At 67.6% G+C, this 15908-nt stretch carries 16 protein-coding genes, 1 tRNA gene and 1 pseudogene; 12 read left to right on the forward strand and 6 right to left on the reverse strand.

Annotated elements, in window-relative coordinates; all coding sequences use genetic code 11:
• Positions 1-286: pseudogene (locus MMF96_RS14690) on the reverse strand (pyruvate dehydrogenase (acetyl-transferring), homodimeric type); the annotation flags it as partial.
• Between the two features lie 359 nt (positions 287-645).
• Here MMF96_RS14690 and MMF96_RS14695 point away from each other — a divergent pair.
• The 7 genes from MMF96_RS14695 to MMF96_RS14725 all read left to right on the forward strand — a co-directional run bounded on the left by MMF96_RS14695 (position 646) and on the right by MMF96_RS14725 (position 6016).
• Positions 646-1065 carry a DUF3052 domain-containing protein gene (locus MMF96_RS14695; RefSeq protein WP_176618421.1) on the forward strand — a complete coding sequence of 140 codons (420 nt, stop codon included), beginning with the start codon at positions 646-648 and terminating at the stop codon, positions 1063-1065.
• Positions 1065-1541: a peroxiredoxin gene (locus MMF96_RS14700; RefSeq protein ID WP_176618422.1), complete on the forward strand. Its 477-nt coding sequence runs from the start codon at positions 1065-1067 to the stop codon at positions 1539-1541. The genes MMF96_RS14695 and MMF96_RS14700 overlap by 1 nt, the downstream gene beginning before the upstream one ends.
• Before the next feature lie 110 nt (positions 1542-1651).
• Positions 1652-2515 carry an NAD-dependent protein deacetylase gene (locus MMF96_RS14705; protein WP_371131060.1) on the forward strand — a complete coding sequence of 288 codons (864 nt, stop codon included), beginning with the start codon at positions 1652-1654 and terminating at the stop codon, positions 2513-2515.
• Positions 2516-2604: 89 nt separating this feature from the next.
• Positions 2605-2680, forward strand: a tRNA-Val gene (locus tag MMF96_RS14710).
• Between the two features lie 333 nt (positions 2681-3013).
• Positions 3014-3304, forward strand: a complete 291-nt coding sequence (locus MMF96_RS14715; protein ID WP_256883954.1) for a hypothetical protein — start codon at positions 3014-3016, stop codon at positions 3302-3304.
• 417 nt (positions 3305-3721) lie between these two features.
• Complete coding sequence (locus tag MMF96_RS14720) at positions 3722-4522, forward strand: IclR family transcriptional regulator (RefSeq protein ID WP_256883955.1); 801 nt, start codon at positions 3722-3724, stop codon at positions 4520-4522.
• A 189-nt stretch (positions 4523-4711) separates the two neighbouring features.
• On the forward strand, positions 4712-6016 hold the full coding sequence (locus tag MMF96_RS14725; protein ID WP_256883986.1) for an MFS transporter: 1305 nt from the start codon (positions 4712-4714) through the stop codon (positions 6014-6016).
• 112 nt (positions 6017-6128) lie between these two features.
• Here MMF96_RS14725 and MMF96_RS14730 read toward each other — a convergent pair whose 3' ends face one another.
• Positions 6129-7193, reverse strand: a complete 1065-nt coding sequence (locus MMF96_RS14730; protein WP_256883956.1) for a D-2-hydroxyacid dehydrogenase — start codon at positions 7191-7193, stop codon at positions 6129-6131.
• Positions 7194-7271: 78 nt separating this feature from the next.
• On the opposite strand from MMF96_RS14730, the gene MMF96_RS14735 reads away from it, so the two are divergent.
• The 4 genes from MMF96_RS14735 to gndA all read left to right on the forward strand — a co-directional run bounded on the left by MMF96_RS14735 (position 7272) and on the right by gndA (position 11710).
• Positions 7272-8237, forward strand: coding sequence for an NAD(P)-dependent oxidoreductase (locus tag MMF96_RS14735; RefSeq protein WP_256883957.1), 966 nt, complete (start codon positions 7272-7274; stop codon positions 8235-8237).
• Positions 8238-8291: 54 nt separating this feature from the next.
• Positions 8292-9062 carry an SDR family oxidoreductase gene (locus MMF96_RS14740; protein ID WP_256883958.1) on the forward strand — a complete coding sequence of 257 codons (771 nt, stop codon included), beginning with the start codon at positions 8292-8294 and terminating at the stop codon, positions 9060-9062.
• Positions 9063-10118: an L-idonate 5-dehydrogenase gene (locus tag MMF96_RS14745; RefSeq protein ID WP_176618427.1), complete on the forward strand. Its 1056-nt coding sequence runs from the start codon at positions 9063-9065 to the stop codon at positions 10116-10118.
• Between the two features lie 155 nt (positions 10119-10273).
• Positions 10274-11710, forward strand: coding sequence for an NADP-dependent phosphogluconate dehydrogenase (gene gndA, locus MMF96_RS14750; RefSeq protein ID WP_176618428.1), 1437 nt, complete (start codon positions 10274-10276; stop codon positions 11708-11710).
• Positions 11711-11859: 149 nt separating this feature from the next.
• On the opposite strand, the gene map is transcribed toward gndA, so the two are convergent.
• On the reverse strand, positions 11860-12633 hold the full coding sequence (gene map / locus MMF96_RS14755) for a type I methionyl aminopeptidase (RefSeq protein ID WP_176618429.1): 774 nt from the start codon (positions 12631-12633) through the stop codon (positions 11860-11862).
• A 61-nt stretch (positions 12634-12694) separates the two neighbouring features.
• On the opposite strand from map, the gene MMF96_RS14760 reads away from it, so the two are divergent.
• Positions 12695-12991: a helix-turn-helix domain-containing protein gene (locus tag MMF96_RS14760; protein WP_256883959.1), complete on the forward strand. Its 297-nt coding sequence runs from the start codon at positions 12695-12697 to the stop codon at positions 12989-12991.
• 120 nt (positions 12992-13111) lie between these two features.
• Here MMF96_RS14760 and epsC read toward each other — a convergent pair whose 3' ends face one another.
• From epsC to msrA, 3 genes are all read right to left on the reverse strand, one after another.
• Complete coding sequence (gene epsC / locus MMF96_RS14765; protein WP_176618431.1) at positions 13112-13699, reverse strand: serine O-acetyltransferase EpsC; 588 nt, start codon at positions 13697-13699, stop codon at positions 13112-13114.
• A 20-nt stretch (positions 13700-13719) separates the two neighbouring features.
• Entirely contained in the window at positions 13720-14655 is a 936-nt protein-coding gene (gene cysK / locus MMF96_RS14770) for a cysteine synthase A (protein WP_176618432.1), read from the reverse strand.
• Between the two features lie 88 nt (positions 14656-14743).
• Positions 14744-15268, reverse strand: coding sequence for a peptide-methionine (S)-S-oxide reductase MsrA (msrA, locus tag MMF96_RS14775; RefSeq protein WP_256883960.1), 525 nt, complete (start codon positions 15266-15268; stop codon positions 14744-14746).
• Between the last annotated feature and the right edge of the window lie 640 nt (positions 15269-15908).

The following is a 15908-nucleotide window of genomic DNA, read 5'->3' on the forward strand; positions in this document are numbered from 1 at the left end:
ACGCCCGGTACTTCCGCTCGATCTCCTCATTGCCCGGGAACACCGGCTCCTGGTCCGCAGGAATCGTGTTCACATAATCCGTCGTCGTGACCATCGGCACGCCAACACTCTGCGCCCCGGCACGCTGGAGCAAACTACGCATAATGAACTGCGCCCGCTCCGTGCCACGCTCACCAATCAACGCATCCAACGACTCCAACCACTCAGCCGTCTCCTCCGGATCACGATCAGGCAACGCACCAGTCAACCCGCTCAAAATATGGGAGTTATTGTCTCCTGCAGCCACGTCCAACCTCTCTTAAAAGCAGTGTGGGGATGCCCATTGCGGTGGCATTGGGCGTTTACAAACACTCTAGACCGCCGCCCGCGCTTGTGCGTAGCTGGGAAGGCTTGATGAAGGGGGCGGGGAGGGGGCCGCCGTCGGGCACTGCCTCGGCGGCGTGCCGCCAACGGTGCGGGCCACGCACACCGCGCGGCACGCCGGGGTAAGCTAAATCACAGCCCGGGCGGCGGCTGCTGGCGGCGGAAATGGCGTATTCGCCAGGTTCCCTGTCCGGGAGTAGAGGCAAAATGGCCGCAACCCCTAGACTGGAAGCTGTACAACTTTTAACCCAACGCGGAAGCGTTGAACGCAGGAGGATTCAATTGAGCGAGGCCGACGCCGGCACTGTGGCCATGGTGGCAGGCAAATTGGGGTTCAAGGATGGCGATCTCATCCAGGAACTCGGATATGACGAGGACGTCGATTTTGACCTTCGGGACAGCATTGAGGAACTTACCGGTTCGGAAATGCTCGATGAGGACGACCACGAAGTTGCCGATGCCGTCATCATGTGGTGGCGGCAGGAGGACGGGGACCTCGTCGACGCCCTGGTCGATTCCCTGACCACCCTGGATGAAGGCGGCGTCGTCTGGATCCTCACGCCCAAGTCCGGCCGTGACGGCTACGTGCCGCCGGCGGAAATCCAGGAGGCCGCGCCCACGGCCGGCCTGCACGTTACCACCACCGCCGGCGTGTCCAAGGACTGGGCCGCCACCCGCCTGGTTTCGCGCAAGCGCCAGTAGTGGACGACGCCGGCACGCATCCGGGCATTGGCGTCGGGGACACGGCGCCGGACTTTTCGCTGCCCAACCAGTTCGGTGAGCCGGTGTCGCTTTCCGGCTTGCGCGGCACGCCGGTGGCAGTGGTCTTTTACCCCTTTGCGTTCTCCGGCATCTGCACCGGGGAGCTGTGCGAGCTGCGCGACAACCTGGCCGGGTTTGCCTCCGCCGGGGTGCGGCTGCTGGCCGTCTCTGTGGACAGCAAGTACACGCTTCGCGCCTACGCTGCCGCCGAGGGCTACAGCTTTGACCTGTTGGCGGACTTTTGGCCGCACGGCCAGGTGGCCCGTTCCTACGGTGCCTTTGACGCTGTGCGGGGCACTGCCGGTCGCAGCACCTTCGTGATCGACCCTTCCGGCGTGGTGCGTGACGCCTTCAACACACCCCCGGGCACGGCCCGCCCGTTGGAGCGGTACCGCCGGGCGTTGGCGGCGTTGTAGTTGGCTGGGCAGTCTTGAACCGGGCCCTGGCCAGTGCTGCCGGACGCGAAGATCCCGTGCGGCCCGGCATCGGGTTGACAGGCCTGGTGCAAAACCCGCGGGGAGCTTCCGTGCCAGCCGGCCCCGGGACCGGCGGCGTGCCCGCCGGGCTGGAGCGCATGGTGCCACTGCTGGCTGCCGGCAGCTTTGCATTGTTGACCGGAGCCGGCCTGAGCACGGATTCAGGCATCCCCGACTACCGCGGGCCGAATGCTGCGCCACGCCAGCCGCTGACGTACCAGGAATTTGTGGGCTCCGAAGCGCTGCGCCGCCGCTATTGGGCGCGCAACCACATTGGCTGGGCCACCATGCGCCATGCTTCCCCGAATGCCGGCCACCGCGCCGTGGCTGCGCTGGAATCCGGCGGCTGCCTGACCGGCGTCGTGACGCAAAACGTCGACCGGCTGCACGAGGACGCCGGCGCCCGCAACGTGGTGGACCTGCACGGCCGTTTCGACAAGGTGGCCTGCCAGCAGTGCGGGGAGGTGTACTCGCGGGAGTTCATCGCCGTCGTGCTGGCAGAACTGAATCCGGGGTTCCTGGAGGCCGTTGCGGCCGCCGGCGGGGCAGCGGCCGGGCCCGACGCCGACGCCGACCTGGACCAGGAACAGTTGATCGACGGCTTCCGGGTGGCCCGCTGCCCACTGTGCGGTGGGATGCTGAAGCCGGACTTTGTGTTTTTTGGCGAGAACGTGCCCCGGGACCGGGTGGTGCGGGCCTTTGCCATGGTTGATTCCGCTGCGTCCCTCCTGGTGGCAGGGTCCTCGCTGGCCGTCATGAGCGGGCTGCGGTTTGTGCGCAAGGCCGCCAAGGACGGCAAGCCCGTGATGATCATCAACCGGGGAACCACGCGCGGTGATGCGCTGGCGGATGTCAAGGTGGAGGCAGGTGTCAGCGAGTCCCTGGGATACCTGCTGTCCAGGCTGGTTTCCTGATTGGCGCCGGGGGCGGCCCATCGGGTACAGTAATCTCTCGTTGGTCAGGCGGACGGAAGCAATTCCCGTTGGCGGCCGGACGTTGAAATGGGTCTTTAGCTCAGCTGGTAGAGCGCCACGTTTACACCGTGGATGTCATCGGTTCGATCCCGGTAGGACCCACCACGGCAAAACCCCGCCACCCGGCCCCGCAAGGGGCGGATGTGGCGGGGTTTTGTGTTTCAATCCTGGGGCCCGGCGTGTGGCGGCAGGGGCCCCGGGGGAACCAGAAAGGTCCCGGCAAGGCGTTGCCGCCCTGCCGGGACCCTAAAGCTGTTGGCCCTTATTCTCCGAGACGTCCCGCACGGGATTCGCTCTGGTCTTGCCCCAGCCCAAGAAACCAACAGCTTCGACCCTACCGTCTCCACATCGGGCTGGCAATGACCTGTCCGTGCCCGCAGCCCCGGCCCGCGAATCATGCTGCACCGGATGTCAGAGCCTGTCCGTAACGTACCGGGCATGACGTCAAAGGTTGAACATGTCCTGGTCCGCACCGCACCGTCCGGCGAGCCGCTGGTGGTGGAGCGGGGCGGGCACCAATGGCTGGTGGCCGAGGAGCCGCTGCGTTGGTTCGAGCGCACCAACTGGTGGGAGCGGGAGCGGCGGATGCCGAGGGGGCAGGGACGCATCGACGTGGAAGTGTGGCGCGTCCAGGCCCGGCTGGGGCGCAACCCGCGCAGCGACCTGGCCACGATGGAACTGGAACGCGACCTCGCGGGAGGGGGGTGGCGGCTCAGGCCTGCCGCTTAAACGCCCTGTCCGATGCACAGGGAGGATCCTGGCGGGGAATCAACGTCCGTGGGCTTAAAGTGAAAGGCTCCTCGCCACAGCTATTGGGGGACGCTGTGGAGAGGAGCCAGTGATAAAAATATAACGGTTGCCGGCGGCCGAAGCAAATCCGCGCGCCGGGGCCGCAATTTCACCAAAGGGGCTGGAGCGGCACGTTAAATGGAGGGGCCTTCCACTGTGGCTATTGGGGGACGCCACAGTGGAAGGCCTGCCCCTTAATATACAGGCAACGGGGCCCCGACACAACAGCGGACGTTCTACCTCCAGCCTTGGTCAGTATGATGGGAAGCGTTCATTGCAGTGAACGGATGGTTTTGCTGCAGGCACCGGGGCCGCGGGAAAATCCGGGGTCCCGTCCTTCCACTGTTTAGGAATCGCATGACGGAATCCCAGGCTTCAAAGCGCGGCGGTGACGGCCGCGGCCACTCCTCGCCCGCCCCGGCAGTCACGCGGGCGGCAGCCGTCCTTGATGCCCTGGCGGAGTCCCATTCCGGCCGGCTGACGCTCAGCGACCTGGCACGGGAGCTGGGGATCCCCAAGTCCTCCACCTCCAACCTTTTGCAGGCGCTGGAGGATGCAGAGCTCATTACGCGGCTCGGTGCCGACTACGCCCTCGGCGTGAAGCTCGTTGAACTCGGCGCCGCCTACCTGAGCCGCCGCGACGAGGTCCGGGAGTTCTACCGTTTTTGCGAACAGGCGCCGACGCTCAAGGGTGAGACGGTCCGCATCGCCATGCTCGACGGTGGGAACGTCATCTATCTGGCCCGTTATGAAGGGCATCCGGCCGTGCGGCTCACCTCCAACATCGGGGACAAGATGCCTGTGTCGGTATGTGCCGTGGGCAAGGCACTCATTTCCCGGCTGCATGACCATGACCTGCAGCAGTTGTACCCGGATGAATTGAAGCTGCCGGTCATGACGCCGAAGTCCCTGAAGACCGGGCGGGAATTGAAGGACGAGATCGTACAGATCCGTGCGCAGGGGTACGCCTTTGAGGACGAGGAATCCACGCCGGGGGTGGTGTGCCTCGGTGTGGCAGTGCCCACGCACGGGGCGCACGGGCCAAGCCTGGGGGTGTCCGTGACGGCGTTGAAGGCGACGTTCTCGGATGCGCAGCGCGACGCCATGGTCGGCGAACTGCGTGAACTGGTCCGCGCCCTCGGCAATCCCATGGGGTAGGGGCGAGACAAGCAGGTTTTCCTTGGCGACTTGTTCACTATGATGTACGCTGTTCAACATAGTGATCGGCTTCACGGTCGGCGTCGCGTTTTTCGGACCAACGGCGGTCCGCGAAGATTCAAGGGAGAACCAGTGACCACACACCCAATACATCCGCCGAACCCGGCCGTTGCGGCGGCCCCGGACACCGTGCCGGTGGACCCGCAGCAGCTGCGCCGGGCCACGCTCGCCAGCTCCGTCGGCTCGGCACTTGAGTACTACGACTTCTACATTTACGGCCTGGCCACGGCCCTGATCTTTGGTCCCCTGTTCTTCTCCCCGCTGGGCGACGCCGGTGCGCTGATCGCCTCCTTCGCCACCTACGGCGTCGGCTTCGCCGCCCGGCCCTTCGGCGGACTGATCTTCGGCTACGTGGGCGACCGCTTTGGCCGCAAGCAGGTCCTGCTGTTGACCATCGGGCTGATGGGAACGGCGTCGTTCTGCATCGGCCTGCTGCCCACCCATGCGCAGGCGGGCATGCTCGGTGCGGTCCTGCTGGTGCTCCTGCGCATCATCCAGGGCCTGGGCGCCGGTGCCGAGCAGGCGGGAGCCACGACCCTCATCTCCGAGGTGGCCCCGCGCAGACGCCGCGGCTTCTTTGCCGCGCTGCCATTCGTCGGCATCCAGGTCGGCACGTTGCTGGGCGCCGGCACCTTTGCCCTTATGGGCCTGGCCCACCCGGAAGTGCTGACCGGCTGGCTGTGGCGGGTGCCGTTCCTGGCCAGTTCCATCCTCATCGCGATCGCCATCTACATCCGCCTGAAGTTGAAGGAAACGCCCGTATTCCAGGAGCTGGAAAAGCACAAGAACGTCACCCGGAACCCGCTGGGCGTGCTGTGGCGGACGTCGAAGAAGAACGTGCTCATCGGCATGGGCCTGCGCATGGGTGAAAACGGCAACTCCACCATCTACTCCACACTCCTGGTCGGTTTCATGGGTGCCAAGGGCGGCATCTTCGAGGGCGACAAGTTCATCGGCCCCGTCGGCCTCCTCATCGCCGCCGGGTTCTCCGCCATCATGGTGGTTGCCTTCGGCGCCCTGTCCGACCGGGTCGGCCGTGTCAAGGTGTACCGCTACGGGGCGCTGTTCCAGCTGCTGTTTGCCTTCCCTGCGTTCTACCTGATCTCCCTGGGCAACGTCACGCTGGTCTGGATTGTCATGAGCGTGGGGATCGCCCTGGGCGTGCAGTCCATGCTTGGCCCGCAGTGCGCATTGCTGCCCGAACTGTTCGGCTCCACGCACCGCTTTACCGGCGTCGCCATGAGCCGCGAGATCTCTGCCGTGTTTGCCGGCGGCATTGCCCCGTTTGTCGGCGCCGTGCTGCTGGGCGTGACCCACCAGTCCTGGACGGTGCTGGCGGGATATTCGCTGGTGCTGGCCGGCATTTCCTTTGCCGCCACCTTTGCCACGCCGGAAACGGTGGGGCGCGACCTGCTCCTGACAGAGGACGCCTAGCCTTCGCGCCGGCTGCCTGCCATGGCGGGCGCGCCGGCGCTGGTGGGCGGCAGGCAGGAAGGGGAGCCTCCGTGTGGAGGCTCCCTCTCCTGCGCGCTGCGGCGGGTCGCGCTTAGTAGAAGTGGACCGGGTCCACCACGTGCAGCAGCGGTTCTCCGGCCTGGAAGCGGGAGAGGTTCTCGATGAACCGCCCGGCAATCAGGCGGTTCTCGGCCCCGCTCAGGGCCGAGGTGTGCGGGGAGACCATGACGCGGGGATGGCCCCAGAGGCGGCTGTCCCGGGGCAGGGGCTCCACGGCGAAAACGTCCAGGCAGGCGTAGGAAACCTGGCCGTTGTCCAGTGCGTCCAGCAGGGCATCCTCGTCGATGACGGTCCCGCGGCCCACATTGACCACCACGGTGCCGGGCTTCATGGCCGCGAAAATCCCGGCATTGATCATCTTCTCGGTATAGGGCGTGCCGGGCAGGGTGTTGACCAGGGCGTCGGCGTTGGCCAGCAGTGCGGGCAGGCCGTCAGCGTCGGTGACGGTGCCAACCCCGCTGACCGGTTTGACGGTGCGCTTGGTGCCGCTGACGTTCATGCCCATGGCGCGGGCCAGCCGGGCGGTCGCCACCCCAATTTCACCCAGCCCCGTGATGACCAGGTTGGAGCCGCTGACAAGGCGGGTGGGGGTGCGCAGTTCGGGCCAATGCCGTGCAGCCTGGTCCGCGGCCATCTCGGCGGTGCGCTTGAAGCCGTTGAGCACGCCCATCATCGCGAACTCCGCCAGGGGCAGGCCGTGGACCCCGGCGGAGCTGGTCACGGCAATGCGCTGCAGTCCGGCCTCCGACAGATTGGCGGCCTTGACGGCCCCGCCCGCACCCGCGGCCATGGCCTGGATCCACCGGACCTTGCCGCTGGCGGCGATTTTGGCCAGGCCGGCCGCGTTCTCGTTGGGGAAGCCGTACAGCACATCCGCGCTGCGCAGCATGTCCCAGTAGCGTGCCTCCTGCTCCGGCGTCCGTGCGAAGGCGGGGTCCCCGGCGTGGTCTGCGGGAAAGCGCTCCGGCGGCAGCAGTTCCGGATCGTAGAGCACGCACACTGCGGGGTGGGCGGCCTTGATGGCCTCCACGTGTTCGGCCTCGAGGGGGACGGCAATCGCAACGGTGAGATTCTCAGGGGTCATGGTGTTCATCATACTGAATTGTGGATAGGATACTGAACAAATACGAAGCAACGACGAACACGCCACCAGGCAGTGAGGACCGGCCATCACATGACGCAGGGTTCGGAGACACGGGGTTCGGTGACGCAGGGTTCGGTGACGCAGGGTTCGGCGCCCTCCCGGGACGCCCCGGCCGTGGGATTCGTGGGCCTGGGCCACATGGGCGCCCCCATGGCAGCGAATGTCCTGGCCGCCGGCTGGCCCCTGGCGGTGTGGAACCGCTCACCGCGGGCCGTGGACCGGCTGGTGGCCCGGGGAGCCTCGGCCGCGGACTCCGTTGCAGCCCTCCGCGACCGGGACGTCATCATCTTCATGCTTCCGGACCTGTCCTTCATCGACGCCGCCGCCCAACCGCTGCTCAGCTCGTGGCGGGCCGCCCCACCCCGGCCGGGGACCGCCGTCGTCGTCATGAGCAGCGTGTCACCGGCGCGGGTCCGGACCTTTGGCGCCGTGGTCGGCGAAGCAAGCGCCGGCCACGCCTCGGTGGTGGACGCCCCCGTCAGCGGCGGGACCGTCGGCGCCGAAAACGGCACTCTGGCCATCATGGCCGGCGGCAGCGCGCAAGCCTTCCACGACATCCTGCCAGTGCTGAAGTCCATGGGAACCACGGTCCGCCGGCTCGGGGACCTGGGCGCCGGCTCGCTCGCCAAGGCCTGCAACCAGCTGCTCGTGGGAACGACGGCGGCGGCCCTCGCCGAGGCGGCCGAACTCGCCGAACGCTCGGGCCTGGACGTCGCCGCCCTGTTTGAGGTGCTCGCCGGCGGCCTGGCCGGGAGCCGGGTGCTGGACATTGTGGGGCCGCGGATCGCCGTGAAGGATTACGCGCCGACAGGTCCGGCGAAGTTCATGCACAAGGACCTCGGCTTTGTCATCGACAGTGCCGTTGCGGCCGGATCTGCCGTGCCGATGGCAACAGCCGGGCACCGGCTGTACGGCACGCTGACGGCGCAGGGCCTCGGCGAACTGGACCTGGCGGTGGTCCGCGAGAGCATCGCCCGGCTCCAGCCGCGCCTTTAGCAAACACCAGGGCCGTCCCATCGGGCAGCCGTGAACCGGGAAAAGGATTGTTGCATGAGTGGAATGTTTGACCTCACCGGCAGGGTGGCCCTGGTGACCGGCTCCAGCCGCGGTATCGGCAACTCGCTGGCCCGCGGCCTCGCCGGGGCCGGGGTCACGGTGGTGCTGAACGGGCTCGACGCCGGGCGGCTGGCCGCGGCGCAGGCCGCCATGGCCGCCGACTTTGCGCCCGGGCGGATCCGCTCCCTCGCCTTTGACGTCACGTCCGACGCCGCCGCGGCGGACGGCATTGCCTGGATCGAGGCCAACGTGGGGCCGCTGGACATCCTGGTCAACAACGCCGGGATCCAGCACCGCGTCCCGCTGCTGGACCTGGACGTCAGGGACTGGGACCGGGTCCTGGCCACCGACCTGACCGGCGCCTTCCTCGTCGGCCGCGAGGCAGCCCGCGGCATGCTGGCCCGCGGCCGGGGCAAGATCATCAACGTCTGCTCCGTCCAGACGGACCTGGCCCGGCCCACCATCGCCGCGTACACGGCGGCCAAGGGCGGGCTGCGCAACCTGACCCGGGCAATGACGGCCGAATGGGCGTCCGGCGGGCTGCAGATCAACGGCATCGCCCCCGGCTACATCCACACCGGGATGACCCAGAACCTCGTGGACGACGACGCATTCAACTCCTGGATCCTGGGCCGCACGCCGGCAAAGCGGTGGGGGACCGTGCAGGATTTGGTGGGGCCGGCCGTCTGGCTGGCCTCGGACGGGTCCAATTTTGTCAATGGCCAGACCATCTTCATCGATGGCGGCATGACGGTGGTGGTGTAAATGATGGACACCTTTGAACTTCCCGCCAGCGCGCCCGCCGTGGTGGCCCACGGCAAGGACGACCTGCGCATTGAGGACGTCCGCCTCAAGCAGCCGGCCGCCGACGAGGCCGTGGTCGAAATCGCCTACGGCGGCATCTGCGGTTCCGACCTCCACTACTGGCTGCACGGCGCCGCGGGGGAATCCATCCTCAAGGACCCCATGGTGCTCGGCCACGAGGTGGTGGGCACAGTGGCCCGCGCCGCGGCCGACGGTTCGGGGCCCGCCGCGGGCACGCCGGTCGCCGTCCACCCGGCCACGCCAGGACCCGGGGCCGCCCGCTACCCGGCGGACCGGCCCAACCTGTCCCCGGGCTGCACGTACCTGGGCAGCGCCGCCCGCCGCCCCCACACCGACGGGGCGTTCCTGCGCTTTGCCAACCTGCCCGCCAGGATGCTGCGCGCACTTCCTCCGGGGCTGCCCCTGCGCCGGGCCGCCGTCGTCGAGCCGGCCAGCGTCGCGTGGCACGCCGTGTCCCGCGCCGGGGACGTCATGGGCAGGCGGGCGCTCGTGGTCGGGGCCGGACCCATCGGCGCCCTGGCCGTCGCCGTCCTCAAGCGGGCCGGCGCCGCGCACATTACCGCCGTCGACATGTTTGACAAGCCCCTGGAGATTGCCGCCGCCGTCGGTGCGGATGCCGTGGTCAAGGGGGATGACGCCGATGCGATCGCGGCCGTGGAGGCGGATGTTGTCATCGAGTCCACCGGCAACCGCTTTGGCCTGGCCTCGGCCATCAACGGTGCCGTGCGCGGCGGCCGCGTGGTCATGGTGGGGCTGCTGCCCTCCGGCCCGCAGCCGGTCGCGGTCTCGCTGGCCATCACCCGGGAACTGGAACTGGTGGGTTCGTTCCGTTTCAACGATGAAATCGACCAGGTCATTGCCGCCCTGGCCGACGGCTCGCTGTTTACGGACCCGGTGGTCACGCACGAATACCCGCTGTCCCGCGGCCTGGAGGCGTTTGACATGGCCCGCGACCCGGCCCGCTCCGGCAAGGTCCTGCTGGACTTCGGCGCCTGAGGGGCGTTACGCCGTCGTCCGGCCAAGTTGGCCTGAATCTGCACAGATGTTCCAACCGTGCAACATTGCCGGGGAAATCACGGCCCCGGCTGGGGAAGCGCCACGGGGGCCGATAAGCTGGGGGAAACCCTGTGTTCCCACCAATGGAGGAAAGTATGTCCGCACAAATTGGCGTAACCGGCCTTGCCGTCATGGGCGCAAACCTGGCCCGCAACCTTGCCCGCAACGGATACACCGTGGCCCTGCACAACCGCTCCGTGGCCAAGACGGACGCGTTGCTTGAAGCGCACGGCGACGAAGGCGACTTTGTCCGCACCGAGACGATGGCCGAGCTGGTCGACGCCCTCGAAAAGCCGCGGCGCGTGCTCATCATGGTCAAGGCCGGCGCCCCCGTGGACTCCGTGATCGACCAGCTGGTGCCGCTCATGGAGCCGGGCGACATCATCATTGACGGCGGCAACTCCAACTTCCAGGACACCCGCCGCCGTGAGGCCGCCCTGGCCAAGAAGGACCTGCACTTTGTGGGCGTCGGCGTCTCCGGCGGTGAGGAGGGCGCGCTGCTTGGCCCGTCCATCATGCCCGGCGGCTCCAAGGAATCCTACAAGGCCCTGGGCCCGCTGCTGGAGAAGATTTCCGCCAAGGTCGACGGCCAGCCCTGCTGCGCCTGGATCGGCACCGACGGCGCCGGCCACTTTGTGAAGATGGTCCACAACGGGATCGAATACGCGGACATGCAGGTCATCGGCGAGGCCTACGACCTGCTGCGCAGCGCCGCGGGCATTGAGCCGGCCGCCCAGTCGGAGATCTTCGCCAAGTGGAACGAGGGCCAGCTGGCCTCCTTCCTGATCGAGATCACCGCCGAGGTGCTGGGCCACGTGGACGCCAAGACGGGCAAGCCGCTCGTTGACGTGATCGTGGACTCCGCCGGCCAGAAGGGCACGGGCCGCTGGACGGTCCAGTCCGCCCTGGACCTTGGCTCGCCCACCTCCGCGATCGCCGAATCCGTCTTTGCCCGCGGGCTCTCCAGCCAGCGCGGCCAGCGCGCCATCGCCCAGGATGTCCTGGCCGGCCACGAAGGCACGGTGGAACTGGGTGCCGACTTCGTCGAGGACGTCCGCCAGGCGCTGTACGCCTCCAAGCTCATCAGCTACGCCCAGGGACTGGACATGCTCACCTCCGCCGCTGTGGAGTACAACTGGGACCTGAAGCTGGACGAGATCGCCTCGCTGTGGCGCGGCGGCTGCATCATCCGCGCCGAGCTGCTCAAGGACATCACCAAGGCCTACGCCGCCAAGGACAAGCCCGCGAACCTGCTATTCGCCCCGGCCTTCACCGCCGAAATTGCCGCGGTCCTGCCGGCCTGGCGCCGCGTGGTCGCCACGGCCGTGCAGCTGGGCATCCCGGTGCCGGTGTTCTCCTCCTCGCTGGCGTACTACGACGGCCTGCGCCGCAAGCGCCTGCCCGCCGCCCTGACCCAGGGCCTGCGCGACCTCTTCGGCGCCCACACGTACAACCGCGTCGACGAGGAAGGCACCTTCCACACGCAGTGGAGCGGCGACAAGAGCGAGGTCAGCGCGGTCGACACGCACTGACCCCTCCGCAAGCTGTGTTGCAGCAGTTGGACCGATGTGGGCGATTTTCGCCGATTTTCGTCCAACTGCTGCAACACAGTCTTTTAAGGGGCGGACGACGGCGGATGGGCTGCGTTCCAGCGCGCCGTGCCACGCCGGACGGGGCCGCGTCAGTCAGGGCAGGAGGTGAGGACTTCGGGCCCGTTTTCCGTGATGGCCACGGTGTGTTCGGTGTGGGCGGTCCGTGCGCCCGTTGCGCTGCGCAATGTCCAGCCGTCGGCGTCCATGACCAGCTTCGCCGTGTCTGCCATGACCCACGGCTCGATGGCGATCAGCAGGCCCGGCTGCAGGATGTAGCCCCGGCCGGCCCGGCCGTCGTTGGGGATGTGCGGTGCCTGGTGCATGGTGGAGCCGACCCCGTGCCCGCCGAATTCGGTGTTGACACTGTACCCGGCGGAGGCCAGGACGTCCCCGATGGCATGGGAAATGTCGCCGATCCGGGCACCGGGCTGTGCGGCGGCAATGCCGGCAGACAGGGCGGCGCGCGTGGAATCGATGAGGCGTTGGTCCTCCGGGCTGCGGGGCGTGCCCACGATGAAGCTCACCGCGGCGTCCGCAACCAGCCCGTTCAGCGAGACGGCAAGGTCCAGGGTCAGCAGGTCCCCGTCACGCAGGGAGTAGTCGCGCGGGAGCCCGTGCAGCACGGCGTCGTTGACCGAGGTGCAGATGACATGGCCGAATGCGCCCCGGCCAAACGCGGGCGAGTAGTCCATATAGCACGAGACGGCTCCGGCTTCGGCAATCATCTCCGCGGTCCAGTCATTGATCTGCAGGAGGTTGGTGCCGACTCTCACGCGCCCCTGAAGCGTCTTGAGCACGCGGGCAACAAACTTCCCGCTGGTCCTGGCGCGGACAATTTCCGCGGGGGTGAGGATTTCGATCAAGGCGGCACCTTCCAGGTTTCCAATAGTTATACCGGTAATACTATACCGCTATGATGGAGGCATGGTCCGTTTACCCTTGTCCCCGGAAGAAGTCATGCGCGGGAAGCTTTTGGGGGAGATGCTGCGGCGTGCGCGCGGCGGGCAGTCGATGCTTGACGTTGCGCTGGCGGCTGGAATTTCCCCTGAGACGTTGCGCAAAATCGAGAGCGGCAGGGTGCCGACGCCGTCTTTTTCGACAGTTGCGATGCTCGCCATGGCCCTGGGGCTGTCGCTGGACACGGTGTGGCGGACCGTCCAGGAAGGGGTGGGGGCCGGTGTGCCGGGCGACGCCGTGCCGGTGAAGCGCCGGGCGTCGTGAACCCCACCGGCAACCGCAGGTAATCCGCCCGTGCCGGGGCGGATTACCCCTGGCGGATTACCCCCGGGCGGGGCGCATGGCGGGTTGGACGCCGTCGGGCGCGTTGGCAGCAGCGTCGGCTTAGATCCACATGGCGGGGTCGATGTACTCCGCCGGGTCCACGGCGGGCGCCATTTCCTTCTTGGAGTCGCGGTGGCGCCACGTGGCAGGGATGCCGGTGATGATGGAGTTGGCCGGGGCGTCCTTGACCACCACGGCGTTCGCGCCCACCGCGGAATCGTCACCGATGGTAATGGGGCCCAGGACCTTGGCGCCCGCGCCGATGGTGACGCGGCTGCCGATGGTCGGGTGGCGCTTGACCTTGGCCAGCGAGCGGCCACCGAGGGTGACGCCGTGGTAGATCATCACGTCTTCGCCTATTTCCGCGGTCTCCCCGATGACCACGCCCATGCCGTGGTCGATGAAGAAGCGCCGGCCGATCGTGGCGCCGGGGTGGATTTCAATGCCCGTGGCAAAGCGGGCCAGCTGCGAGAGCGCGCGGGCGGGGAAGCGCAGGGACGGGTTGGCCCACATGCGGTGGGTCAGGCGGTGCACCCAGATGGCGTGCAGCCCCGAATAGACAAAAAAGTTTTCCGCCGAACCCCGGGCCGCCGGGTCATGAGACCGGGCGGACTCGAGGTCCTCGCTTAACCTGGTGAAAAATCCCACGGACTTCCTTCAGTGCGGTTTTAGCCGCGGATGTCGTCGTACAGAACGGTTGAAATGTAGCGTTCGCCGAAGTCGGGGACCACGGCCACAATCAGCTTACCGGCGTTCTCGGCACGCTTGGCCAGTTCCAGGGCGCCCCATACGGCGGCGCCGGCGGAAATGCCGCCAAGGATGCCCTCCTGGGTGCCCAGGGCACGCGCCACGGACACGGAATCCTCCAGCGTCGCGTCCAGGACTTCGTCGTAGACCGCCTGGTCCAGCACCTCGGGGATGAAGTTCGCGCCGAGGCCCTGGATCTTGTGCGGGCCCGGGGCGCCGCCGTTGAGGATGGCGGAGTCGGACGGCTCCACGGCAACCACCTGCACGCCCGGCTTGCGGGACTTGAGCAGCCGGCCGGCGCCGGTGATGGTGCCGCCGGTGCCGATGCCGGCGACGAGGATGTCCACGGCGCCATTGGTGTCTTCCCAGATTTCCTCGCCCGTGGTGGTGCGGTGGATTTCCGGGTTGGCCTTGTTGGCGAACTGCTGTGCCCAGATGGAGTTGTCCGTGTTGGCCACAATTTCCTTGGCCTTTTCGACGGCGCCGCGCATGCCTTCGGAACCGGGGGTGAGGACAATTTCAGCACCGAAGGCGCGCAGCATGACACGGCGCTCGGTGGACATGGTTTCCGGCATGGTCAGGATCACCTTGTAGCCGCGGGCCGCACCCACCATGGCCAGCGCGATGCCGGTGTTGCCCGAGGTGCCTTCAACAATGGTGCCGCCCGGGCGGAGCTCGCCGGAGGCCTCGGCGGCATCGACAATGGCCACGCCAATGCGGTCCTTGACGCTGTTGGCCGGGTTGTAGAACTCCAGCTTGACGGCGATGGTGGCATTGAGGCCCTCGGACAGGCGGTTCAGCCGCACCAGCGGGGTGCCGCCGACCAGCTGCGTAACATTGTCATAAATGCGTCCCATGGATGGTCCTGTTCTTAAGAGTGTGGATGCCGCTTGGCGCGGCACAGTTATGTTAAACGCCAGCGTAACGAGGTGCCTGCCGCGGATTCTACGCGGTCAGCCACTCGGCGTAATGTTTTCTGACTTTGGCGATCTTCGGGTTGATAATGACCTGGCAATACCCCACCTCGGGACGCTGCGCATAAAAGTCCTGGTGATAGTGCTCGGCCGGATACAGGTGGCCCAGCGGCACCACTTCGGTGACGATCGGGTTCGGCCAGTGCTGTTGGTTGCGTTCGATCGCGGCCCGGAACGCGGTCTCCTCCCCGGGGCTCTTGTAGAACATCGAGGACCTGTACTGCGTGCCCGTGTCATAGCCCTGGCGGTTGAGCGTGGTGGGGTCGTGCTGGGTAAAGAACATGTCCAGGATGGTGTCCTCAGGGATCACCGTCTCGTCAAAGGTCACCGAAACCACCTCGGCGTGCCCTGTCATGCCGGAGCAGATCTGTTCATAGCTCGGGTGGGGGACGGCGCCGCCGGTGTACCCGGACACCACCGACTCCACTCCCTTGGTCATCTGATACACGGCGTCGAGGCACCAAAAGCAGCCACCGCCCAATACAAAGGTCTTCACATTTATCTACAAGACGACGCAGGCGCATTTGATTCCCGGGCCGCCGGCCGGCCCCGCCCCGGCTAAGGTGGAAGGATGAGCAAGGATGCAAGTGATCCGACACATGATTCCGGGCACGACGCCGGCACCCGTCCGGGCGTGCACCCCGCCGACGCGGTGGGCAAAGGGGCCGGTGGGGTTGCCGCCCACGGTGTTGGGCCGGGCGCAGTGGTGCCGGGCGAGAACGATGCCCCGGCAGGGCCAGGTGTGGCCGGGGAGCAGGAACCTGCGGCTGAACCCGCGCCTTCCGGGGAGCCCGCGGGTGTGGCCGGGGAGCCGGAACCTGCGGCTGAACCCGCACCTTCCGGGGAGCCCGCGGGTGCGGCCGGGGAGCAGGAACCTGCGGCTGAACCCGCACCTTCCGGGGCGCCCGCGGGTGCGGCACCGGGCGGGCCGGACGTTCCTTCCTGGCCCGCCGGGGCCGGTGAACCGGGCGGACATGTCGAAAAGTTTCCGGCCGTGACCTTCGGGACCGTGCCGGCCGCGGCGTCCCTTCCCGCCGGGGCCCCCGTCTCCGCGTCGCCGGCCTCCGCGTCGCCGGCCCCCGCGTCGCCCGGCGCGGACGGCGCCCTGCCGCCGGAACAGGCGGCGGGGGTGCCGG

The sequence above is a fragment of the Arthrobacter sp. STN4 genome (genome assembly GCF_024539665.1).
In the GTDB taxonomy this organism is placed as follows: Bacteria; Actinomycetota; Actinomycetes; order Actinomycetales; family Micrococcaceae; genus Specibacter.